The following is a 22,099-nucleotide window of genomic DNA, read 5'->3' on the forward strand; positions in this document are numbered from 1 at the left end:
TCAGCGGCGCGCAGCAGCGACCAGCGCGGCGACCACGCGGTCCTGGTCGGCAGCGCTCAGGTCGGCACTCATCGGCAGGCTGAGGCAGCGCTCGGCGACCCGGTCGGCCTCCGGGCAGCCGTCGACCGGCGCGTGGGCCGCATAAGCCGACTGGCGGTGCACTGGACGCGGGTAGTGCACCGCGGTCGGGATGCCCTGCGCGGTGAGCGCCGCCTGCACGGCCGGGCGGTCGTCGACGAACACCGTGTACTGCGCGTAGACGCTGTTGCGGCCGGGCCGCTGCGCGACCACCGGCAACCAGCCGGCCAGCAGCTCGTTGTAGCGTGCGCCGATCGCGAGACGCCGCTCGATCTCCCAACCGAAGCGTTCGAGCTTGGCCAGCACGATCGCGCACTGCAGCGTGTCCATGCGGCCGCCGACGCCGACGCGGGTGTGCGTGTAGCGGGCGCTCTGGCCGTGCACGCGGATCTCGCGGCAGGCTTGCGCGAGGCGGTCGTCGCTGGTGAAGATCGCGCCGCCGTCGCCGTAGCAGCCGAGCGGCTTGCTCGGGAAGAAGCTGGTGCAGCCGAAGGTGCTCAGGTTGCAGCTCTTGCGCGCCGTGCCGTCCTGTCCTGCGTAGTCGGCCCCGAAGCTCTGCGCCGCGTCCTCGATCACCGGCAGGCCATGGCGCTGCGCGATCGCGTTGATCTCGTCCATGTCGGCCACCTGGCCGTACAGGCTCACCGGCATGATCGCGCGGGTGCGCGGCGTGATCTTCGCCTCGATCCGCGAGACGTCGATGTTGCAGGTGTCGGGCTCGATGTCGACGAACACCGGCACGCCGCCGAGCAGCACGATCATCTCGGCGGTGGCGGCGAAGGTGAACGTTGTCGTGACGACCTCGTCGCCCGGCTTCAGGTCCAGCGCCATCAGCGCGATCAGCAGCGCTTCGGTGCCGCTGGCCACCGTGATGCAGTGGCGCGCGCCGGTGTACGCGGCGAGCCGTGCCTCGAGCTCGGCGACCTCGGGCCCCATGATGTACTGGCCGTGGTCGAGCACGCGCTGCATGCGCTCGGCGATCGACCCCTTCAGCGCGGCGTACTGCGTCTTCAGATCGACGAAATCGAGCTTGTCGCGGCTCATGCTTGAACTTCCTCTGCAGGTTGGCACACGCCGTTGCGCAGCACATAGCGCTCGCCGGTGGCGGGGCAGGCGGCCTCGCCATCGCCGGTCAGCGGCAGCGCGAGCCGCTCGCCGTGCCGGCTCATCCAGCCGGCGTGGCGGGCCGGCACGCCGACCATCAGCGCGAAGTCCGGCACGTCGCGGTGGACCACTGCGCCGGCGCCGACGAACGCGTAGCGGCCCACCGTGTGCCCGCAGACGATGGTGCAGTTGGCGCCCAGCGTCGCGCCCTGGCGCACCAGCGTGCGGCGGTACTCGTTCTTGCGCGTGACCGCCGAGCGCGGGTTGTAGACGTTGGTGAAGACCATGCTCGGCCCGCAGAACACGTCGTCCTCGAGCGTCACCGCGTCGTAGACCGACACATTGTTCTGGATCTTCACGTTGTGGCCGATGCGCACGTCGTTGCCGACGTAGACGCCCTGGCCCAGCGAGCAGCCGTCGCCGATGCGGGCACCGGCGCAGACGTGCGCGAAGTGCCACACGCGCGTGCCGGCGCCGAGCTGCGCGCCGGCGTCGACGATGGCGGAGGAATGGATCATCGGGACATCCGGTTCAGAAGACCAGCGGCAGGCCGACCCGCACGCCGTCGCGCGCCGAGCGGTAGCCGGCGATCAGCACCTCGAGCGAGCGCAGCCCCTCGTAGCCGTCGACCTCGGCATGCGCCTCGCCGCGCAGCGTGTTGATCACGTTGTCGTAGTACAGCGGGTGGCCGGGGCCGTAGACCGAGGTGATGCCGTAGCTGGCGTCGGCCACCTTCGCGTCGTCTTCGTGCGGCGTGTCGAATTCCCAGTGCTCGATCTTGTTGACGGCCACGCCGCCGACCCGCACCGTGCCGCGCTCGCCGAGCAGCGTGATGCTGCCCTCGAAGTTCTTGTTGTGCGTCAGCATCGTCACGTTGATCGACGCCAGCGCGCCGCTGCGCAGCCGCAGGCTCATCACGCCGGTGTCCTCGGCCTCGATGTTGCGCGACAGCGTCGCGGTGTAGGCGTGCACGTTGTCGACCGGGCCGACCAGCCAGTCGACCATGTCGACGTAATGGCTCGCCTGGTTCATGAAGGCGCCGCCGTCCATGTCCCAGCGGCCGCGCCACGGGGCCGCGTCGTAGTACGCCTGCGGCCGGGTCCAGAACACGTTGACGGTCACCATCGCGAGCTTGCCGAAGCGGCCCTGGTCGACCGCGCGCTTGACCAGCTGCAGCGTCGCGTTGAGCCGGTTCTGCTTGACGACGAACAGCTTGACGCCGGCATCGCGGCAGGCGCGCACCATCGCGACGCCCTCGTCCCACTTGGTCGCCATCGGCTTCTCGCTGAGCACGTGGCGGCCGGCCTGCGCGACCTTGATCGCCTGGCGCGGGTGCAGCCCGCTCGGCGTCGCCAGCACGACCAGGTCGGCATCGCTGCCGGCCAGCAGCGCATCGAGCGACGCAAACCCCTGCGCACCGGTCAGCGCGACCGCCTTGGCCAGCAGCTCGGGCTGGTTGTCGCAGACCGCCACCCACTCGGCGCGGTCGGCATGCTGCTTCAACGCGGCGATGTGGTTCTGCGCGATGCGCCCGCAGCCCACCAGCGCCAGGCGCAGCTTGCGGTCACGGATGATGGAGGGTGTCGGCATGAGGTCTCGAAGGCAGTGCCCGGCGGGGCAAACGGGCGATTTTATTCGGCCGGGGGCGCCGCGGCCGGGGAATCCCGGGCCGTCGCCTAAAATTGCGGCGCATTTCCAGAGCCCTCCCTCATGACCCAAACGCCCCAGACCACTCCGCCCCAGCCGCCCGAGGACGAAAACAAGCTGATCGCCGAACGCCGCGAGAAGCTGTCCGCGATCCGCCAGCAGGGCGTCGCGTTCCCGAACGACTTCAAGCCGAAGCACCATGCGCTCGACCTGATCCGCAAGTACGGCGAGATGCCGAACGAGGAACTGGAACCGCAGGGCATCGTCGTCAGCCTGGGCGGGCGGATGATGCTGAAGCGGATGATGGGCAAGGCCAGTTTCGCGACGCTGCAGGACTCGACCGGCCGCCTGCAGCTGTTCGTCACGAAGGACGCGCTGGGCGAAGAGGTCTACGCCGCGTTCAAGCACTGGGACCTGGGCGACATCCTCGGTGCCGAAGGCACGCTGTTCCGCACCAAGACCGGCGAGCTGTCGGTGCGCGTGACCACGCTGCGGCTGCTGACCAAGAGCCTGCGCCCGCTGCCCGACAAATTCCACGGCATGGCCGACCAGGAGCAGAAGTACCGCCAGCGCTATGTCGACCTGATCACCGACGAAGAGGCACGCAAGCGCTTCGTCGCGCGCAGCAAGGCGCTCGGCTCGATCCGGCACTTCATGCTGGAGCACGGCTTCATGGAAGTCGAGACGCCGATGCTGCACCCGATCCCCGGCGGCGCGAACGCCAAGCCCTTCGTCACGCACCACAACGCGCTCGACCAGGAGATGTTCCTGCGCATCGCGCCCGAGCTGTACCTGAAGCGGCTGGTGGTCGGCGGCTTCGAGCGGGTGTTCGAGGTGAACCGGAACTTCCGCAACGAAGGCATCTCGGTGCGCCACAACCCCGAGTTCACGATGATGGAGTTCTATGCGGCCTGGTGGAACCACCATGACGTGATGGACTTCACCGAGCAGGTGCTGCGCCACGCCGCGCGCCAGGCGACCGGCTCGGCCAGCCTCAGCTACGCCGGCAAGCCGGTCGATCTCGACAAGCCGTTCACACGCCTGACGGTGCGCGATTCGCTGGTGGTGCACGCCGGCCTGAGCGAAGCCGAGGCCGGCGACGCCGAGGTGCTGCGCGCCAGGCTGAAGGCGCTGGGCGACGAAGCACCGGCGCACTGGAACCTGCCGGAGCTGCAGTTCGGCCTGTTCGAGGCCGCGGTCGAAGAGAAGCTGTGGCACCCGACCTTCATCATCGACTACCCGGTCGAGGTGTCGCCGCTGGCCCGCGCGTCGGACGCCAACCCCGGCACCGCCGAACGCTTCGAGCTCTTCATGACCGGCCGCGAGTACGCGAACGGCTTCTCGGAGCTGAACGACGCCGAGGACCAGGCGGCCCGCTTCCACGCGCAGGCGGCCAACAAGGAGGCCGGCGACGAGGAGGCGATGTTCTACGACGCCGACTTCATCCGCGCGCTGGAATATGGCATGCCCCCGACCGGGGGTTGCGGGATCGGCATCGACCGGCTGATGATGCTGATCACCGACAGTCCGAGCATCCGCGACGTGATCCTGTTCCCGTCGCTGCGCAAGGAAAGCTGAACCCCGAAGGAGCACCCGATGCCCGGCTACCGCATCCCAGGACCTCAGTGCGTGACCAGCGGTGAAGTGCCCGACAGCGGCACCACCACCCTCACGCGCATGCCGGCGCCGAGGCCACTCGATGCCGGCAGCTCGAACGGGCTGGATGCCACCGGCCGCATCGCCGAGGCCATCCGGCGCGCGATCCGCTCGCTGCCGACGGAGGTCGGGGGCCACCTGAGTGCGCTGCTGACGCCCGGCACGCTGGCCATGCTGGCCGGCGTGCTGGTGGTCTGGGCGGGTTCGCATGCCTTCGGCGTTGGCGAAGTCGTCGACGTGCTGCTGCTGGCGACCGGCTTCATCTTCCTCGGGCGCGAGGCGGTCGAAGCGGTCGAGCACCTGGTGTCGTTCGCGAAGCTGGCACTGAATGCGCAATCCGACAACGACCTGACCCTGGCCGGCTCGCACCTCGCCCGGGCCGTCACCATCATCGGCGTCGATGCGGTGCTCGCGCTGCTGACGCGCGGTGGCGTCAAGCTGAACCGGGGCCGCTACCGGCCGCAGGTGAAGGGTGACGCGACGCTGGCGGCCGGCGAGGGCTGGACCACCAAGTTCGGCGACATCACCTACTCGACGGCCGGGTCCGCCACCGACCGGGCCCTGGTGCTCCACCACGAGAAGGTGCATTCGCTGCTGTCGCCGAAGTTGATGCCGCTGCGCGAGTTGCGCGCCGACCTCGGCATGGCCGGCTACCAGCGTTCGTCGTTCCTGCGCTACCTCGAGGAAGCGATGGCCGAGAGCTACGCCCAGTTGCGCGTGAACGGCATCAAGGGCCTGCCGGCCGGGCTGCGGTTTCCGATCGCCAACGGCTATGTGACGCTGCGCGCGGTGCTGACCGAGGCCGCCATCGGCGCGACGGTGATGACGATCACCGTCGCCGGCATCGTGTACGTCGTCGAACTCGAGTTGCAGTGATCCCGGCATGACCTCCGACGAAGCCATCGCGTTCACCCGATCGCTGGCAGCCGAGCGCGGCTGGCCGGTGCTGGAGCCGGTGCACGCGGAACGCCGGCGTCCGTGGTGGGTGATGGCGCCACGCTGGATCGTGGTCTCGAACTGGGGCAGCCGGGGCACCAGCGTGCGCGTCGAGATCGACGACCGCACCGGCAAGGTGCTGCTGCAGGGCTATTTGCCGCGCTGACGACACTGCCCGATGCCTGGATATCTGGTCAAGCACGAGGACATCGCCATCGACGGCGTGGCCGACCTGCACATTCGCTCGTTGCTGGACCGCCAGCAGTTCTCCGACCCGGACGGCCTCGCGCTCAGCCAAGGGATTTCGTCGGCGGCCTGGCCGCTGTTCGGCCTGCTGTGGCCCTCGGGCCTGCAACTGGCCGCGCGCATGGCGGTGCGGCCGATGGTGCCGGGCGAGCGCATCCTCGAGATCGGCTGCGGCCTCGCGCTCGCGAGCCTGGTGAGCCACCGCCGCGGTGCCGATGTGACGGCCAGCGACTGCCACCCGCTCACGGCGGAGTTCCTGGCCGAGAACCTGCGCCTGAACCAGCTTCCGCCGATGGACTACCGCCATGGCCAGTGGTCCGAATCGGAGAGCGACCCGCTGCCGCCGGTGGCGCAGGACCAGCCGGTCATCACCGGCCGCTTCGAGCTGGTGATCGGCAGCGACATCCTCTACGAACGCGATGACGGCGGACTGCTCGCCGGCTTCATCGGCCGCCACGTCGCGCCACGCGCCGAGGTCTGGATCGTCGACCCGAATCGCGGCAACCGCGCGAAGTTCAGCAAGCAGATGGCGGCGATGGGCTTCTCGCTGCACGAAGAACCACTGCAGCAGGCCGCCGATGCGACGCACGCGGCGTACAAGGGGCGCCTGCTGGTGTACCGGAACTTCGACTGAGCGCCCTCAGCGGTGCTTGAACACCGGCTTGCGCTTGTTGACGAACGCGTCCATGCCTTCCTTCTGGTCCTCGGTCGCGAACAGCGCGTGGAACATGCGGCGCTCGAACTGGATGCCCTCGGACAGCGGGCCCTCGTAGGCGCGGTTCACCGCCTCCTTGGCCATCATCACGCTCGGGCCGCCGAACTCGCAGATCGCCTGCGCGGCCGCCAGCGTCACGCTCAGCAGCTCGGCCGCCGGCACCACGCGCGACACCAGCCCGGCGCGCTCGGCCTCGGCGGCGTCCATCATGCGGCCGGTCAGCACCATGTCCATCGCCTTGGCCTTGCCGATCGCGCGCGGCAGCCGCTGCGTGCCGCCGGCGCCGGGGATGATGCCGAGCTTGATCTCCGGCTGGCCGAACTTCGCGCTGTCGGCCGCGATGATGAAGTCGCACATCATCGCGAGCTCGCAGCCGCCGCCCAGCGCGAAGCCGCTGACCGCGGCGATCACCGGCTTGCGCACGCTGCGGATGGTCTCCCAGTTGCGCGTGATGTAGTCGCTCTTGTAGACGTCCATGAAGTTCCAGCCCGCCATCGCGCCGATGTCGGCCCCGGCCGCGAAGGCCTTCTCGCTGCCGGTGACCACCATGCAGCCGATGGTCTCGTCGGCATCGAAGGCCTTCAGCGCAGTGCCCAGCTCGTTCATCAGCGTGTCGTTCAACGCGTTCAGCTGCTTCGGCCGGCTCAGCGTGACGACGCCGATGCGCAGCGGGCCGCTGCCCTGGACGTCGGTGACGATGCATTCGTAGCTCATCGGGGTCTCCTTCGGTGGATGTTCTGGCCAGAGTGTAGGCAGGTCGCGCTCACGACGCGGCGAGCTCCGGCTTGCGCCGGATCATCAAATCGACCCAGGTGTCGGCGTCCTGGTGGATGCGGATGCGCAGCGGCAGGTAGCGCATGCTCGGCGCGATCCACATCTCGGGGATCAGGTCGCCGCCACGCGGCTGTCGGCGCGGCTTCACGCGGAAGGCCGGCACCTCGCCGAAGTCGGTGTACAGCGTCTCCTCCTCGAGCACGTCGTAGGTCCAGGGCTCGACGCGGAACGGCAGCGCCAGCGGGATCTCGACGCTCTCGCCGGTGCGCAGCTTCTGCGGCTGCGTCGTGAACAGCCACGTCAGCTGCACGAACTGGCTCGCGGTGTCCTGCACGCCCGGCCAGCGGATGCGGCGTTGCCCGTTGGCCAGCACCACCGCATCCGGCAGCAGCTGCATCGACACGCGCTGGTCGTCGCGCAGCATCACGTGGGTCAGCTGGTCGTAGCGGGTCGGGTACAGGCCGTCGGCGGTCAGCTGGCCTTCGCTCGTCAGCCGGCGCGATGCAGTGGGCGCGAACGACAGCCCGATCACGACGTCGACGTTCACCTGGTAGCGGTTGCCGTCGCGGATCCATTCGACCTGCGCCTCGCCGTCGACGTGACCGCGGAAGTTGCCGGTCAGCACATAGCTCAGGCGGGTCGAGCCGGGCCATTCGAAGGCGGCCGGGGCCGAGGCCGCGCTGTCGACGGCGACCGGCGACGGCTCGGGCAGCGGGGCGGAGGCGGCCGCGGCCGGCGCCGAGGCAGCGGGTTCGGGTTCCGCCGTGGCGACGATCTCGGGGACAGGTTCGGGCACGGGCTCGACCGGTACGGCCGACGCAGCGGGTTCGACCGGCGACGGCAACGCCGGCGCAGCGGCAGCCGCGCGTGCCATCCGCTTCGGCGGCGGCGGCTTCGGCGCCGGTACGACAGCAACCGGCACCGTCGGTTGCAACTCGCGCACGTAGGCCACCTGCAGCCGCTGCGGCATCGGCGCCACCGAGAACGCGCCCATCCGGTCGGCGAGCTGGCGCGTCACGCAGCCGTGCACGCCCAGCACGCCGAGCACCAGCGCCAGCAGCGCCGCGCGGCGCCGCGGCGTCGCGCGCAAGCGTCCGGTCAGCCGCGCATCCATGCCTGCCGCAGGGACTGCGCGGCGGCGGCGGCGGTGTTGTCGGCGGGCGCCGGTGCGGGCGACAGCGCGACCGCACCGCTGTCGGCCGCCGCGGTCGCCGCGAGCGGCAGGTGCAGCAGGCGCTGGTCGCGCGACACCAGCAGCGTCGCCGTGCCGTCGTCCGGCAGCAGGCGCAGCAGGTCGTCGAGCCGGCGCAGCCGCCAGTCGTCGACGCCGAGCAGCTCGTCACCGGCCGCCAGCCCGGCCGCTTCGGCCGCACCGCCGCGCAGCACATGGCTCACCTTGATGCCGGTCAGCGCGCTCTCTGACACCCGCAGGCCGAGCCGCTGCGCGAGCGTCGGGGCCTGCTGTGTCCAACTGACGCCGGCGCGCTGCAGCAAGTCCTTCAGCGGCAGGTCGCCGGTACCGTGCACCCAGGCCTGCAGTTCCTTCGCCATCGAGCGGCCGCCCACCTCGTGCAGCACGGCCGCGATGTCGTCCTGCGAGATCGGCCCGCCGTCGCTGCGGGCCCACAGGCCGCGCATCACGTCGTCGAGCGTGCCCTGGCCGCGCGTGCGCAGCGTCAGGTCAAGCGCGAGCGCGACCAGCGAGCCCTTGGTGTAGTAGCTGATCGTCGAGTTCGGCGTGTTCTCGTCGCCGCGGTAGTACTTGACCCAGGCATCGAAGCTCGATTGCGCGACGCTCTGCACCTGGCGGCCCGGCGCGGCCAGCACACCGGTCACCGTCTTGGCCAGCAGCTTCAGGTAGCGCGCCTCGTCGATCAGGCCGGCGCGCAGCAGCAGCAGGTCGTCGTAGTACGAGGTGAAGCCCTCGAAGAACCACAACAACTCGGTGTAGTTCTCCTGCGTGTAGTCGTAGCGGGCGAACTCGGCCGGCCGCAGGCGCTTGACGTTCCAGGTGTGGAAATACTCGTGGCTGATCAGGCCGAGCAGCGTGACGTAGCCCTCGCCCAGCTCGGCACGCGCCTCGGCCTTCGCATCGGCCCGCGTGCGCTGCGGCAGGTCGCGCCGGGCGGCGATCAGCGCGGTGCTGGCCCGGTGCTCCAGGCCGCCGTAGCCGTCGTCCACCGCGTTCAGCATGAACACGTAGCGCTTGAAATGCGGCTTCCTGCGGCCATGCCAGAACGCGATCTCGGTCTCGCAGATGCGGCGCGCGTCGGCCAGCAGGCGTTCGCCGTCGAAGTCGGGCAGTGCACCGGCCACGATGAACTCGTGCGGCACGCCGGCCGCCTTGAACTCGCCGCGCCAGAAGTCGCCCAGTTCGACCGGGTGGTCGACCAGCTCGTCGTAGTCGGCGGCCTGGTACAGGCCCTGGCCGCGTGCGTCGATCTTGACCGCCGGCAGCGCGGTGCCGACGCGCCAGCCCTTCGGCAGCCCGCGCATCTCGACGCCATGCGCCTCGGCCTCGCGCCCCTCGACCCGCAGGAAGATGCTGGTGCCGTTGAAGAAGCCGCGCCGCGCATCGAGGAAGGCGGTGCGCACCGAGGTGTCGAACGCATAGACCAGGTAGCTGACGGTCAGCGCGCCGCGGCCGTCGCAGGCGGCCAGCCAGGTGGCCTTGTCGAGCTGCTGCAGCGCGATCTCGCGCGAACCCTGGCGCGCCTGCACCTGCGACAGGTGGCGCACGAACTCGCGCACCAGGTAGCTGCCGGGGATCCACGCCGGCAGGCTCAGGCGCTGTTGGGCGGCCGGCTGCGGCACGGTGAGCGTCACGCGGAACTGGTGCGCGTGCACATCGGCGATCTCGATGCGGTAGGAAATCATGGGATCAGGTCGCGAGCAGGCGCTCGCGCAGCGGTTTCTGCGGGCGCCATTGTCACCGAGTCACCTCGTTGCCGCAGGGCCGGTCCCGCCCCCGCGCAGCGGGGTTCACTTGCTGCTGACGAGCAGCTGCTTCTCGATCTGGTCGAGCGGCATCGCGCCGGGGAAGCGCGTGCCGTCGGCGAACACCAGCGCCGGCGTGCCGTTGATGCGGTATTTCTTGCCCATCGCGAGGTTGCGCTCGAACGGCGTCTCGCAGTTGCCCATCGACCGCGGCGGCTGCTCGCTGCGCAGCATCCAGCCGAGCCAGGCCTTGCTCGGCTCCTTCGAACACCAGATGTCGCGCGACTTCTGCGGCGAATCGCCGCCGAGGATCGGGTACAGGAAGGTGTAGACGGTGACGTCCTTGACCTTCTGCAGGTCGGCCTCGAAGCGGCGGCAGTAGCCGCAGTTCGGGTCGGCGAAGACGGCGATGCGGCGTGCGCCGGTGCCGTTCTTCCAGACCACCGCGTCCTTCAGCGGCAAGGTCGCGAAGTCGATCGCGGTCAGCTTGTTGATGCGCGCCTCGGTCAGGTTGGTGCGCGCCTTCGTGTCGATCAGTGAGCCCTCGATCAGGTAGTTGCCCTGCTCGTCGGTGTAGAGGATCTCGGTGCCCATGCGCACTTCGTAGAGACCGGGGATCGGCGTCTTGCCGACCTCGTCGATCTTCGGCAGGTTGGTCAGGCGCTCGGCGAGGTTCTTGCGGATCTGCGCCTCGTCGGCGTGGGCCAGCGGGGCCAGCGCCAACGCGGCGGCGAGGAAGGATCGGATCAGCGGTGTGCGCAGCATGGCAAGGCCTTCAATCAGGTGTCGAGCGCCCGGGCGGTCAGCCAGCGCTTCAGCGGGGACAGGTGGTTGACCAGAGTCATGCCGCGGTTGCGAAGTTCCCGCACCGCGGCCTGATCCGTCGAAAACAACCGCCACAGACCGCCGGTCAATTCTCCCATCGCCCGGGTCGGGGCCAGGCGTGAGCGTTCGTAACGGCGCAGCAGCTTGGCATCGGACAGGTCGCGCCACGGCTCCCGCTCTGCCAACACCTGCGACAGCGACACCACGTCGGCCAGCCCCAGGTTCAGGCCCTGCCCGGCCAGCGGGTGCACGACGTGCGCCGCATCGCCCAGCAGCACCCAGCCGGGGCCGCACCAGGCGCTGGCGTTCGCCTGCACCAGCGGCCAGCCGGCGCGCGCCGAGGCCAGCGCCAGCCGGCCGCAGGCGCCGCCGGTGGCATCGTTCAGTGCCTGCTCGAAGGCCGCGGTATCCAGCGCCAGCAGCGCCTGCGCCCGGGCCTGCGGCAGCGACCACACCAGCGCATGCGAGCAGCCTGGCTGCGGCAGGTCGAACGGCAGCAGCGCGAGGATGTCGGGCGCGCGGAACCACTGGCGCGCGGTGTGGCGGTGCGGCTGGTCGGCCACCAGGCGCGCCGCGATCGCGACCTGCCCGTAGTCGTGGCGCTCGAAGCGCACGCCCAGCGCGGCCCGCGAGGCCGAGGCCTTGCCTTCGCACAGGGCCGTCAGCGGCGCCTGCACATCAGCGTCGGGCGCCAGCAGCTCGACGTGGGGCGAATAGCGCACCGCGGTGGCGAGCGCCTGCTCCAGCGCGGCCACGTCGGTGATGAAGGCCAGCTCGGCCACGTGCTGCTGCCAGGCCGAAAATTCGAGCGCGGCGCCGGCCGCATCGCCTTCGACGCGCATCTCGTGCACCGCGGTCGCGGCGCCGGGCGGCAACGCCTCCCAGACCTTCAGCGACTTCAGCAGCGCGACCGAGCCCGGGTTCAGCGCATAGGCGCGCACATCCTCGCCGGCATGCGCCGGGGCATCGGGCACCAGGGCCACGCGCAAGCCCTGGCGGGCCAGCGACAAGGCGAGCGCCTGGCCGACGATGCCGGCCCCTCGGACACACAGATCGAAGCGTTTCATGAGGTTTCATTGTAGGGATCGGCACCACCCTGGCGCCCTTGAGGGCAGAATCGGTGCCCCCACGCTGTGCCCATGCGGTCAACCCTTCGATGAAACCCTGGATCCGCAAACTCCTGCTGGCGCTGGCGGTGCTGGTGCTGCTGCTCGGCGCCGTGCTCGCCTGGCTGATCTCGACCTTCGACCCGAACGCCTACAAGGGCCTCGCGATCGACTGGATGAAGACCCACCGCGCCCGCACGCTCGCGATCGACGGGCCCATCAAGCTGTCGGTGTTCCCGCGGCTGGCGGTGCAGCTGTCGGCGGTCAAGCTCAGCGAGAAGGGCCGCGCCGACGAATTCGCCGCGCTCGACGAGGCTTCGCTGTCGGTCGCGGTGCTGCCGCTGCTGCGCCAGCAACTGGTGGTCGACCATGTCAGCGCCCGCGGGCTGCGGCTGGTGTACCGCCGCGATGCGCAGGGCAAGACCAACATCGACGACCTGATCGCCGGCGACGCGCCACCGCCCGGCGCCCCGGCCACGCCGGCCAGCCAGGCGACCTCGGGCGCGCCGCTGCGCTTCGACGTCAGCAGCGTGCAACTCGACGACCTGCGCCTGAGCCTGCGCGACGAGCGCGACCAGCTGTCCGGCGAGGTCACGCTGAACTCGCTGCACACCGGCCGGCTGGCCGACCAGGTGGAATCGCCGGTCAAGCTGCAGGCCGAACTCGCGATGAAGGCGCCGGCCGTCAAGGGCAAGCTCAGCGGGGAGACCAAGCTGACGCTGCTGCTCGCGCAGCAGGGCGTGAAGCTGCGCGACATGCAGCTCGGCTGGCAGGGCGATGCATTCGGCGTGCAGGCGATGGACGTGAAGATCCAGGGCGCGCTCGGCTACGACGGCCAGCGCGGCACGCTCGATGCGCAGGACCTCGACCTGGGGCTCGCCGCGACGCTCGGCTCGCTGAAGCTGGCCGGCAGCCGGGTGCAGATCAAGCACTTCGCGTTCGACCCGGCGGCGCGCAACCTGTCGCTGAACGCGCTGCAGGTCAAGCTGGCCGGTACGCAGGGTGGCCAGCCGCTGTCGGCCACGCTCGACTGGCCGGAGCTGAACGTGAAAGGCGAGGCACTGACCGGCAGCGCGCTCAGCGGCAAGCTGTCGCTCGAAGGGCCGACCGCGGTCGACGCCAGCTTCAAGTCGGCCGCGCCGGGCGGCAGCTTCGACATGGTCAAGGTGCCCGGCTTCGAGGCCACGTTCAAGGGCAGCATGAAGGGCACCGGCCCGGGCAACGCCGGCCAGCGCGAGCTGGCGGGCACGGTGCGCGCCGACCTGCAGCTGCAGCCGGCGAAGAGCGCGTTCGCGCTCGACGCGCTGGCGGCCCAGCTGAAGATCCAGGAGCCGTCGCTGCAGCCGCTGGTGCTGGACATGCGCGGCAAGGCCGATGCGTCGGCGCAGGCGGCGCACTGGTCGCTGGCCGGGCAGATCAATGCCAACCCGTTCCGCAGCGACGGCAACGTCACGCTGGCCGGCACGCCGATCACGGTGAAGGCCTCGGCCAACTTCGAGGCGCTGGACCTGAACCGGCTGCTGCCGCCGTCCAGCACCGCACCCGCGCCGGCGCCGGCCGCCACCGACAAGCCCGGTGCCGACACGCCGGTCGACCTGTCGCCGCTGCGCGCGCTGCAGGGCGAGTTCAGCCTGCACATCGGCAACTTCGCGTACCAGACCTACCGCGTCAGCGATGCCGCGCTCGAAGCCTCGCTGCAGGGCGGCATGCTGCGCGTCAGCAAGCTGTACGGCAAGACCTGGGGCGGCGTGCTCGACGCGACCGCGTTCGCCGATGCGCGGGCGAGCCGCGTCGCGGTGAAGGCGACGGCCACCGGCGTCAACGTCAACACGCTGCTGAAGGATGTCGCGAAGAAGGACCTCCTCGAAGGCACCGGCCGCGTCGTCGCCGACATCGAGACGGCCGGGCGCAGCGTCAACGAGATGAAGGCGCGGCTGAAGGGCACGGCTGCGCTGCAATTGCGCGACGGCGCGATCAAGGGCGTGAACCTCGCGAAGAGCCTGCGCCAGGCCAAGGCGGCGCTGTCGATGAAGCAGGACAGCTCGCAGAAGGCGACGCAGGCCGAGAAGACCGATTTCTCGGAGCTGACGGCCAGCTTCGTGATCACCGACGGCATCGCGCGCAACGCCGACCTCGACGCCAAGAGCCCGTTCCTGCGGCTGAACGGTTCGGGCACGCTCGACGTCGGCCGCGGCCGCATCGACTACACCGCGCGCGCGACGGTGGCCAACACCACGAAAGGCCAGGACGGCGCCGACCTCGCGGCACTGAAGGGCGTCACGGTGCCGGTGCTGCTGACCGGGCCGTTCGACGCGATCGACTGGAAGATCCAATGGTCGCAGATCGCGGCCCAGATGATCAAGAGCGAGGTGACCGGCAAGGCCGAGGAAAAGCTGAAGGAGAGCCTGCGCGGCAAGCTCGGGCTGCCGTCGGCGGCGAGCGGCGCGGCCTCCGGACCGCAGCCATCGACCAAGGACCAACTGAAAGACAAGCTGAAGGGGCTGTTCAAGTGAGCGAGTTGTCGGAGGGGGATGTCGCGGTCACGTTGCGCAGCGTGCACGTGTACCCGGTGAAGAGCTGTGCCGGCGTGGCGCTCGATGAATCGCTGCTGATCGAGACCGGCCTCGAATTCGACCGCGCCTGGATGGTGGTCGACGCCGCCGGCCGCTTCGTCAGCCAGCGCGAGCTGCCGCGCATGGCGCTGGTCCGCACGACGCTGAAGCACACCGAGCTGGTGCTGCGCGCGCCCGGCATGCTGGCGCTGCACCTCGCGCTCGATGCGGTCGAGGCGCCGACCCAGGTCACCGTGTGGAACGACACCGTCGCGGCCTACGACATGGGCGAGCTCGCGGCACAGTGGTTCAGCGATTTCCTCGCGGCGCCCGACAGCGGCGTGACGTTCCCGCTGCGCCTCGCGCGCTTCGACCCGGAACACAAGCGGCTGTCGAACAAGCAGTGGACCGGCGAGCTCGATGCCGAGAATGCGTTCGGCGACGGCTTCCCGTTGTTGGTGGTGTCGCAGGCATCGCTCGACGAACTGAACGAACGGCTCGCGCGCAAGGGCGTCGCGGCGATGACGATGGCGCGTTTCCGGCCGAACCTGGTGCTCGACGGGCTCGAATCGCACGGCGAGGATTTCCTCGACGAGATCCGCTTCGACACGCCCGAGGGGCCGGTGCGGCTGCGGCTGGTCAAGCCCTGCCCGCGCTGTCCGATCCCGAACGTCGACCCCGAGACCGGCGAGCCGGGGCAGGAGCCGGGCGACACGCTGTCGACCTACCGCGCCGACGCGCGGGTAGACGGCAAGATCACCTTCGGCATGAACGCGGTGATCGTCGAGGGCATCGAATGCGGGTTGCGCGCTGGCATGGTCGGCAGCGCCAGCATCCGATTCTGAACGGCGCCTGAGGTGGCGCGCTTTCGCAACTGGCAGCTGTTCGCCGTCTGCGTGCTGACCTGGGGCACGACCTGGCATGCCATCACCTGGCAGGTCGGCGTCACCACGCCCGAATTCGGCGTCGCGCTGCGCTTCGCGCTGGCCGGCGCGGTGATCCTCGCCTTCACCGCGGCACGGGGCGGCACGCTGCGTTTCGCACCGCGCCAGCACGCCTGGTTCGCACTGCAGGGCGTGTTCCTGTACGGCGTGTCGTACCTGTGCGTCTACCACGCCGAGCGGCTGCTGCCGTCGGGGCTGGTCGCGGTCGGCTACTCGGCCTCGCCGTTGATCGCCGGCCTCGGCGCACGCTGGCTGTTCGGTGTCGCGATCACGCCGCGCTTCATCGCCGGCGGCCTGCTCGGGCTGGCCGGCGTCGCGCTGGTGTTCTGGCCGGAGTTCGGCCATGCGCGCGATGCGGCCGGCGCCACGCTGGGCGCGCTGTTCACGGTCGGCGCGGTGCTGCTGTCGGGCGTCGGCAGCCTCGCGGCCAGCCGCAACGGCGCGCGCGGCCTGCCGTTCTGGCCGGCGCTCGGCTTCGGCATGCTGTATGGCGCGCTGTGCTGCTTCATCGCGGCGCTGGCCGGCGGGCAGCCGATGGCGCTGCCGGCCATCGCGTCATGGTGGATCGCGCTGCTGTACCTGGCGCTGGCCGGCTCGGTGCTGACCTTCGCCTGCTTCCTGACGCTGATGCAGCGCCTCGGGCCGGGCCCGGCCGGCAGCATCGGCGTGATGACGCCGCTGCTGGCGCTGCTCGTCTCGATGGCCTTCGAGCACTACCAGCCGGATGCGTTGACGGCCGTCGGCGCGGCGCTGGCGGTGGCGGGCAACGTGCTGATGCTGCGCCGCGGCACACCGGTCGGCTCACCCGTCAGGGCCGGCGCTCCGGCAGCGGAATGAACTCGGTCTCGCCGGGCACGCCGGCAAAGCGCTGAGCCGCCCAGTCGTCGGCCGCCTCGGCGATGCGGTCCTTGCGGCTGGAGACGAAGTTCCACCACATGAAGCGGTGGCCGAGCGGCTCGCCGCCGATCAGCATCACGCGCGCGCCCTGCGGCGCCTCGAGCAGCGGCTGAGCGCCTGCTGGCAGCACCACCATCTCGCCGGCCGGCACCGCCACGCCGTCGAGCGTGAAGCCGTGGTCCACGCCGTACAGCGCGCGCTGCGGCGCCGCCGCCGGCACCTGCAGGCGGCCGCCGGGCGGCAGCGCCAGGTCGACGTAGAGCGTCGGCGACAGCGTCGGGGTCGGCGAGGCCGCGCCGAAGGCGCTGCCGATCAGCACCCGCACCGCGGTGTCGCCGACCACCACCGACGGGATCGCCGCGGCCGCGGTGTGCGAGAAGCTCGGCGCGTCTTCCTCGTGTTCGGCCGGCAGCGCGGCCCACAGCTGCAGCCCGTGGCTGCGGCGCGTGACGTGGCGCAGGTCGTCGGGCGCGCGTTCGGAGTGGGCGATGCCGCGGCCGGCGGTCATCCAGTTGATCGCGCCGGGCTCGATGCGCTGCACGATGCCGGTGCTGTCGCGGTGCAGCATCGCGCCTTCGAACAGGTAGGTCACGGTGGCCAGCCCGATGTGCGGGTGCGGGCGCACGTCGTGGTTGTCGCTCGGCTGGGCGGTGATCGGCCCGAAGTGGTCGAAGAACAGGAACGGCCCGACCGATTGCTGCTGCGACGAGGGCAGCAGCCGGCGCACGGTGAAGCCGCCGCCGAGGTCCTTGGTGTGCGGATTCAGGCGCAGGAGTTCGAGCATCGGGAGGCCCTCGAAGGGGGTTGGCGGGAATGGAAACGGGCAGTGTAGAGGGAGCGTCTAAAATTCGCCCCTCTCTCTCGACCTGCGAAAGCCCCCTCCATGAGCCTCAAATGCGGCATCGTGGGCCTGCCCAACGTCGGCAAGTCCACCCTTTTCAACGCGCTGACGAAAGCCGGCATCGCGGCCGAGAACTACCCGTTCTGCACCATCGAGCCGAACGTCGGCATCGTCGAGCTGCCCGACCCGCGCCTGCAGGCGCTGTCGGCGATCGTGAAGCCCGAGCGCATCGTGCCGGCGATCGTCGAGTTCGTCGACATCGCCGGGCTGGTGGCCGGCGCGTCGAAGGGCGAAGGCCTGGGCAACCAGTTCCTGGCCCACATCCGCGAGACGGATGCGATCGTCAACGTGGTGCGCTGCTTCGACGACGAGAACGTGATCCATGTCGCCGGCAAGGTCGACCCCATTTCCGACATCGAGGTGATCCAGACCGAGCTGTGCCTGGCCGACCTGACGACGGTCGAGAAGACGCTGCAGCGCTCGATCAAGGCGGCGAAGTCGGGCAACGACAAGGAAGCGGCCAAGCTGGTCGACGTGCTGCAGAAGTGCCAGGCCGCGCTGAACGAAGCGAAGCCGGTGCGCGGCATCAGCTTCAGCAAGGAAGAGCTGGTCATCCTGAAGCCGTTGTGCCTGATCACCGCGAAGCCGGCGATGTTCGTCGGCAACGTCGACGAAGGCGGCTTCGAGAACAACCCCTACCTCGACAAGCTGCGCGCCTACGCCGAGGGCCAGAAGGCACCGGTGGTGGCGATCTGTGCGAAGACCGAGGCCGAGCTGGCCGACATGCCCGATGAAGACCGGCTGATGTTCCTGCAGGAGATGGGCCAGAGCGAGCCGGGCCTGAACCGCCTGATCCGCGCGGCGTTCAGCCTGCTCGGGCTGCAGACCTACTTCACCGCCGGCGTGAAGGAGGTGCGCGCCTGGACCATCCACATCGGCGACACCGCGCCGCAGGCGGCCGGCGTGATCCACACCGACTTCGAGCGCGGCTTCATCCGTGCGCAGACCATCGGCTTCGACGACTTCATCGCGTTCAAGGGCGAACAGGGCGCGAAGGACGCCGGCAAGATGCGCGCCGAAGGCAAGGAGTACGTGGTGAAGGACGGGGACGTGATGAACTTCCTGTTCAACGTCTGAGGCACCAGTCGCCACGGAGCATCGCATGCAGATCGAATCGATCGAGATCAAGAACTACCGGCTGTTCCGCGATGCCAAGCTGGTAAACGTGCCTCGCCTGTGCGTCCTGGTGGGAGCGAATGGCACCGGCAAATCGACGCTGTTCGACGTGTTCTCGTTCCTGAAGGATGCGCTGGCGATGAACGTGACCAAGGCACTCGCCAAGCGGGGCGGGTACCGTGAGGTCGCGAGCCGGGGCTTCGCTCACGAGCCGATCGAGCTGACCCTCCAGTTCCGCCTCGAGATCACGGGCAAGGAACGCTTGGTCACCTACGTGCTGAAGATCGCTCCGGGCGCGGACGGAAAGCCTTTCGTCGAGCGCGAGGTCCTTCGGTACAAGCGCGGAAGCTACGGGGCTCCGTTTCGCTTCCTGGATTTTTCGAACGGCACTGGCTACGCCATCACGAACGAAGAGGAATTCTCCAAGCAGGACGAAGAACTCACTCGGGAGGAGCAACAGCTCGACGCGCCCGACATCCTGGCGATCAAGGGGCTGGGGCAGTTCGAGCGGTTCAAGGCAGCCAGCGCCTTTCGGCTGATGATCGAGAACTGGCACGTGTCCGATTTCCACGTGTCAGAGGCCCGCCCCAGCCAGGAAGACGGCTTTGCCGAGCACCTGTCCACTCGGGGCGACAACCTGCCGCTGGTGGCGAACTTTCTCTTCGAGCACCACAGGGACCGCTTCGACCGGGTACTGAAGGCGATGCAGCGGCGCGTTCCCGGTGTCTCCGTTGTGGAGCCTCGACAAACCGAAGACGGACGCCTCGTGCTTCGCTTCCAGGACGGCAGCTTCAAGGATCCGTTCATTGCCCGCTACGTGTCGGACGGCACCATCAAGATGTTTGCCTACCTCGTGCTGCTGAACGATCCGAAGCCCTATCCGCTGCTTGCCATCGAGGAACCTGAGAACCAGCTCTATCCGGAGTTGCTTCCGGAGTTGGCCGAAGAATTTCGCGACTATGCAGAACGTGGCGGACAGGTCTTCATCTCGACGCATTCACCCGACTTCCTGAATGCGCTGACCCTCGACGAGATCTATTGCCTGCGCAAGCAGGATGGTTTCACGACCATTTCGCGGGCAGCTGAATCCGAAAATCTGCAGGCGCTCTTCGACCTGGGCGACCTGCCGGGCTATTTGTGGAAACAGGGGCTGTTCGAGGGCTTGAACAAGGACGCCCGCCGATGAAGGGCCGCATCGTCTTCCTGCTGGAAGAGCCCTCGATGAAAGCATTGCTCGACTGCCTGTTGCCCCGCCTGTTTCCGGGCTGGGTCGAAGGCGTGCATTTCCAGAGCGTGCCGCATGAAGGCAAGTCCGACCTCGACCGAAGCATTCCCCGCAAGCTCGCGGCATGGCGGATCCCGGGAGATCGGTTCATCGTCGTCAGGGACAACGACAACGTGGACTGCAAGGCTCTGAAGAGGCAACTCCGGTCGCTGTGCACGAAGAGTGGGCGGCCCGATACCTTGATCCGTCTGGTCTGCCAGGAACTCGAGAGCTGGTACATCGGGGACATCGGCGCACTGGCCAAGGCATTCGACCTGCCTCGGCTGGACTCCGCCTCGATTCGCAAGCGCTTTGCGCTGCCCGACGATTGGCAGAAGCCCTCGATCGAGGTCAAGCGACTGGTGCCGGAGTTCCAGAAGCTGCGGGGCGCACGGGCCATGGCAGAGCACCTGATGCCGGGACAGAATCGTTCGCACAGCTTCCGGGTGTTTCTGCAAGGCGTGCTCAAGGTTGCCGGCGAACTGGGCTACGTGCACCCCGGCTGACGGCGCCGCACCCCAAAAACCCGCCCTACTCCGCCCCCGCCTCCCAAGGCCTCGTCTTCAGCCACCGCCGCCACCAGCGCGGCCGCTGGCGCTGCGGCGCGATCGTCGTCAGCTGGCGCAGCCGCGCCCCGCTGCCCGGGCGCATGCGCCCGAGGTGCGACACCAGCGCGTCGACCAGCGCCTGCGGCGTGTCGCGGCGGTCCTCCGGCAGGTGCGCGACCACCGCATGCAGTTGCAGCGTCTCGGCGCCCGGCAGTTCGCCGGTGTAGTGCTGGGCCTGGTGGATGATGCGGTGCACGATCATCAGCACCTCGCCCGGGTTGGCCACGCCGTCCAGCAGCGCGACCACGCGCTGCTCGTTGAAGCGCACCACCACGTCCGACGCCCGCATGCCCTGCTGGACCTGCCGGCCGGCCATCAGCAGCGCCTGCTCGGCGATCGACGCGCCCTGGCGCAGCCGGATGTCGCGCAGGTTCACCACCTCGAACATCACGGCCGCGCTGCGGATGCCGTGCCGCTGGCTGCGGAACTTCATCTGGGCGAGCCGCGGCAGCAGTTCCTTCGGGCGCAGCAGGCCGGTCACCAGGTCGTACTGCGCAGCCTCGCGCAGCCGCGCCGACACCACGTCGTGGTCGCGCCGCAGCAGCGACATCGCGTACAACAGCAGCGGCAGGTCGATCGCGCTGGCGAACAGCAGTCCGTATTGCGAGAACAGCCCGCTGGCCACCACGCCGAAGCTCTTCAGCAACGGCAGTGCCGCCCCCACCCCGAGCACGATCTGGCCGGCCGCCAGCCAGCGCACGTGCGGCAGCTGCCAGCGCAGCGAACGCACCAGCAGGCCGGCGCCCACCAGCATCGACAGCGCGCAGAACGACCGCGTCAGGAACCAGCGCTCGGCCAGATCGAGCAGCGGATAGGCGATCGTCAACAGCGCGGCCAGCACGACGCACAACCACACCAGCGCCCGCTCGAGCCGGCCGATCACCGCCTGCGGCACCGCCGAGCGCAGGAAGCCCAGTCCGACCGCACCGAACAGCACCGGGCTCAGCATCACCAGCGCGGCACTCAGCGCAGGCTCCTCGCCGATCGGCGTCTGGTGGACCAGGCCGCTCAGGCAGGCGAGCGTCAGGATCATCGCCACCAGGTAGGCACTGCACCAGCCGAGCGCACCGTCGCGGTGGACCAGCGCCTGCACCACCACGTACAGCAGGGCCAGCAGCGCGAGCCCGAAGTACGCGCCGATGAACAGCTGGGCCGTGCCCTGGCTTTCGAGCAGGTCGCGCGGGCTGCGGACCAGCGGCGCGCCGCCGAGCGTGACGGGGTGCTCCAGCCGCAGCAGGTAGGTGGTCGCCCGCTGCGCATCGGCATGCAGCTGGAACACCGGCAGCGACGCGCGCACCGGCCACTGCGAGATCGGCGTCAGCACGCCGCTCGCCTGCGGCGCACCGAGGCGCGATTCGGGCCCGACGCGGTAGACCTCGGCGCGCATCAGCGTCGCGTGCGGCAATTCGAGGAACCAGTCGGCCTCGCTGCCGGCACCCACCTGCACGCTGAAGCGCACCCAGGTCACGGCCGGCCAGCGCGCACCGAACAGTTCGTCGTCGGGCAGGCGCTGCCAGCCCTCGGTTTCGGCCAGCACCGCCTGCGGCGATTGCTGCCCGGTGGCGTCGACGCGGAACTCCGCCCCCTCGGCCAGGCTGCGCGCCGGCCCCTGCACCGTCAGCTGCAGCGTGGCCGCGGCGCACCACGCCGGCAGCGCCGCCACCAGCACGGCCATCAGCAGGGCGCGCAGCCACGGCCACGGCAGGCAGGGGAATCGGAGGCAGCGGAAAAGCAAGGGATGGATCCGTGGAGTCGGGACAGGGCGGCGCGCATTCTGGCGTCGATATCGTCGG

Annotated in this window: 20 protein-coding genes; 10 read left to right on the forward strand and 10 right to left on the reverse strand. The window is 69.6% G+C overall.

Annotated elements, in window-relative coordinates:
- From ASC98_RS22215 to ASC98_RS22225, 3 genes are read right to left on the reverse strand one after another with little or no spacing between them, the layout of a single operon-like run.
- Nucleotides 1–1,122, reverse strand: coding sequence for a DegT/DnrJ/EryC1/StrS aminotransferase family protein (locus tag ASC98_RS22215; RefSeq protein ID WP_056815878.1), 1,122 nt, complete (start codon nucleotides 1,120–1,122; stop codon nucleotides 1–3).
- The gene (locus ASC98_RS22220) at nucleotides 1,119–1,700 is read right to left on the reverse strand and encodes an acyltransferase (RefSeq protein ID WP_056815881.1); all 582 of its coding nucleotides are present in this window, start codon (nucleotides 1,698–1,700) and stop codon (nucleotides 1,119–1,121) included. Before ASC98_RS22220 ends, ASC98_RS22215 begins: the two co-directional genes overlap by 4 nt.
- A 13-nt stretch (nucleotides 1,701–1,713) precedes the next feature.
- Complete coding sequence (locus tag ASC98_RS22225) at nucleotides 1,714–2,772, reverse strand: Gfo/Idh/MocA family protein (RefSeq protein WP_056815884.1); 1,059 nt, start codon at nucleotides 2,770–2,772, stop codon at nucleotides 1,714–1,716.
- 120 nt (nucleotides 2,773–2,892) lie between these two features.
- Here ASC98_RS22225 and lysS point away from each other — a divergent pair, with 120 nt between their 5' ends.
- The 4 genes from lysS to ASC98_RS22245 are packed head-to-tail and all read left to right on the forward strand — an operon-like array spanning nucleotide 2,893 to nucleotide 6,301.
- Nucleotides 2,893–4,407: a lysine--tRNA ligase gene (gene lysS / locus ASC98_RS22230; RefSeq protein WP_056815887.1), complete on the forward strand. Its 1,515-nt coding sequence runs from the start codon at nucleotides 2,893–2,895 to the stop codon at nucleotides 4,405–4,407.
- Between the two features lie 18 nt (nucleotides 4,408–4,425).
- Complete coding sequence (locus ASC98_RS22235; RefSeq protein WP_157604840.1) at nucleotides 4,426–5,361, forward strand: hypothetical protein; 936 nt, start codon at nucleotides 4,426–4,428, stop codon at nucleotides 5,359–5,361.
- A gap of 7 nt (nucleotides 5,362–5,368) precedes the next feature.
- Nucleotides 5,369–5,587, forward strand: a complete 219-nt coding sequence (locus tag ASC98_RS22240; protein ID WP_056815893.1) for a hypothetical protein — start codon at nucleotides 5,369–5,371, stop codon at nucleotides 5,585–5,587.
- Between the two features lie 12 nt (nucleotides 5,588–5,599).
- Entirely contained in the window at nucleotides 5,600–6,301 is a 702-nt protein-coding gene (locus ASC98_RS22245; RefSeq protein WP_056815896.1) for a methyltransferase, read from the forward strand.
- A 6-nt stretch (nucleotides 6,302–6,307) separates the two neighbouring features.
- Here ASC98_RS22245 and ASC98_RS22250 read toward each other — a convergent pair whose 3' ends face one another.
- The 5 genes from ASC98_RS22250 to ASC98_RS22270 form a co-directional block, all read right to left on the reverse strand.
- Entirely contained in the window at nucleotides 6,308–7,096 is a 789-nt protein-coding gene (locus tag ASC98_RS22250; protein WP_056815899.1) for an enoyl-CoA hydratase, read from the reverse strand.
- Between the two features lie 49 nt (nucleotides 7,097–7,145).
- Nucleotides 7,146–8,270, reverse strand: coding sequence for a DUF3108 domain-containing protein (locus tag ASC98_RS22255; protein ID WP_056815902.1), 1,125 nt, complete (start codon nucleotides 8,268–8,270; stop codon nucleotides 7,146–7,148).
- Nucleotides 8,255–10,033: a M61 family metallopeptidase gene (locus tag ASC98_RS22260; RefSeq protein WP_056815905.1), complete on the reverse strand. Its 1,779-nt coding sequence runs from the start codon at nucleotides 10,031–10,033 to the stop codon at nucleotides 8,255–8,257. The genes ASC98_RS22255 and ASC98_RS22260 overlap by 16 nt, the downstream gene beginning before the upstream one ends.
- Nucleotides 10,034–10,138: 105 nt before the next feature.
- Nucleotides 10,139–10,858, reverse strand: coding sequence for a DsbC family protein (locus ASC98_RS22265; protein ID WP_056815909.1), 720 nt, complete (start codon nucleotides 10,856–10,858; stop codon nucleotides 10,139–10,141).
- A gap of 14 nt (nucleotides 10,859–10,872) precedes the next feature.
- Complete coding sequence (locus ASC98_RS22270; RefSeq protein WP_056815912.1) at nucleotides 10,873–11,985, reverse strand: FAD-dependent monooxygenase; 1,113 nt, start codon at nucleotides 11,983–11,985, stop codon at nucleotides 10,873–10,875.
- Between the two features lie 89 nt (nucleotides 11,986–12,074).
- Between ASC98_RS22270 and ASC98_RS22275 the strand changes: the two genes are divergently transcribed.
- Genes ASC98_RS22275 through ASC98_RS22285 form a run of 3 tightly spaced genes read left to right on the forward strand, consistent with a single transcriptional unit; the run spans nucleotide 12,075 to nucleotide 16,357 of the window.
- Nucleotides 12,075–14,537 carry an AsmA family protein gene (locus ASC98_RS22275; RefSeq protein ID WP_056815914.1) on the forward strand — a complete coding sequence of 821 codons (2,463 nt, stop codon included), beginning with the start codon at nucleotides 12,075–12,077 and terminating at the stop codon, nucleotides 14,535–14,537.
- Nucleotides 14,534–15,421 carry an MOSC N-terminal beta barrel domain-containing protein gene (locus ASC98_RS22280; protein ID WP_200953046.1) on the forward strand — a complete coding sequence of 296 codons (888 nt, stop codon included), beginning with the start codon at nucleotides 14,534–14,536 and terminating at the stop codon, nucleotides 15,419–15,421. Before ASC98_RS22275 ends, ASC98_RS22280 begins: the two co-directional genes overlap by 4 nt.
- Nucleotides 15,422–15,433: 12 nt before the next feature.
- A complete protein-coding gene (locus ASC98_RS22285) occupies nucleotides 15,434–16,357 on the forward strand; it encodes a DMT family transporter (protein WP_056815917.1) in 924 nt (307 codons plus the stop codon).
- Here ASC98_RS22285 and ASC98_RS22290 read toward each other — a convergent pair.
- Nucleotides 16,329–17,201 (reverse strand): pirin family protein, encoded by an 873-nt coding sequence (locus tag ASC98_RS22290; protein WP_056815920.1) that lies wholly within the window; start codon nucleotides 17,199–17,201, stop codon nucleotides 16,329–16,331. The genes ASC98_RS22285 and ASC98_RS22290 overlap by 29 nt on opposite strands.
- Before the next feature lie 99 nt (nucleotides 17,202–17,300).
- Here ASC98_RS22290 and ychF point away from each other — a divergent pair, with 99 nt between their 5' ends.
- The 3 genes from ychF to ASC98_RS22305 are packed head-to-tail and all read left to right on the forward strand — an operon-like array spanning nucleotide 17,301 to nucleotide 20,204.
- Entirely contained in the window at nucleotides 17,301–18,395 is a 1,095-nt protein-coding gene (ychF, locus tag ASC98_RS22295; RefSeq protein WP_056815923.1) for a redox-regulated ATPase YchF, read from the forward strand.
- A 25-nt stretch (nucleotides 18,396–18,420) separates the two neighbouring features.
- Nucleotides 18,421–19,620, forward strand: coding sequence for an AAA family ATPase (locus ASC98_RS22300; protein ID WP_056815926.1), 1,200 nt, complete (start codon nucleotides 18,421–18,423; stop codon nucleotides 19,618–19,620).
- A complete protein-coding gene (locus tag ASC98_RS22305) occupies nucleotides 19,617–20,204 on the forward strand; it encodes a DUF4276 family protein (protein WP_056815929.1) in 588 nt (195 codons plus the stop codon). Before ASC98_RS22300 ends, ASC98_RS22305 begins: the two co-directional genes overlap by 4 nt.
- Nucleotides 20,205–20,229: 25 nt before the next feature.
- Here the strand turns inward: ASC98_RS22305 and ASC98_RS22310 are convergent, their stop codons facing one another.
- Entirely contained in the window at nucleotides 20,230–22,041 is a 1,812-nt protein-coding gene (locus tag ASC98_RS22310; protein WP_162249295.1) for a 7TM diverse intracellular signaling domain-containing protein, read from the reverse strand.
- Nucleotides 22,042–22,099: the final 58 nt, after the last annotated feature.

Origin of the sequence: Rhizobacter sp. Root1238, assembly GCF_001425825.1 — a bacterium.
Lineage (GTDB): Bacteria > Pseudomonadota > Gammaproteobacteria > Burkholderiales > Burkholderiaceae_C > Rhizobacter.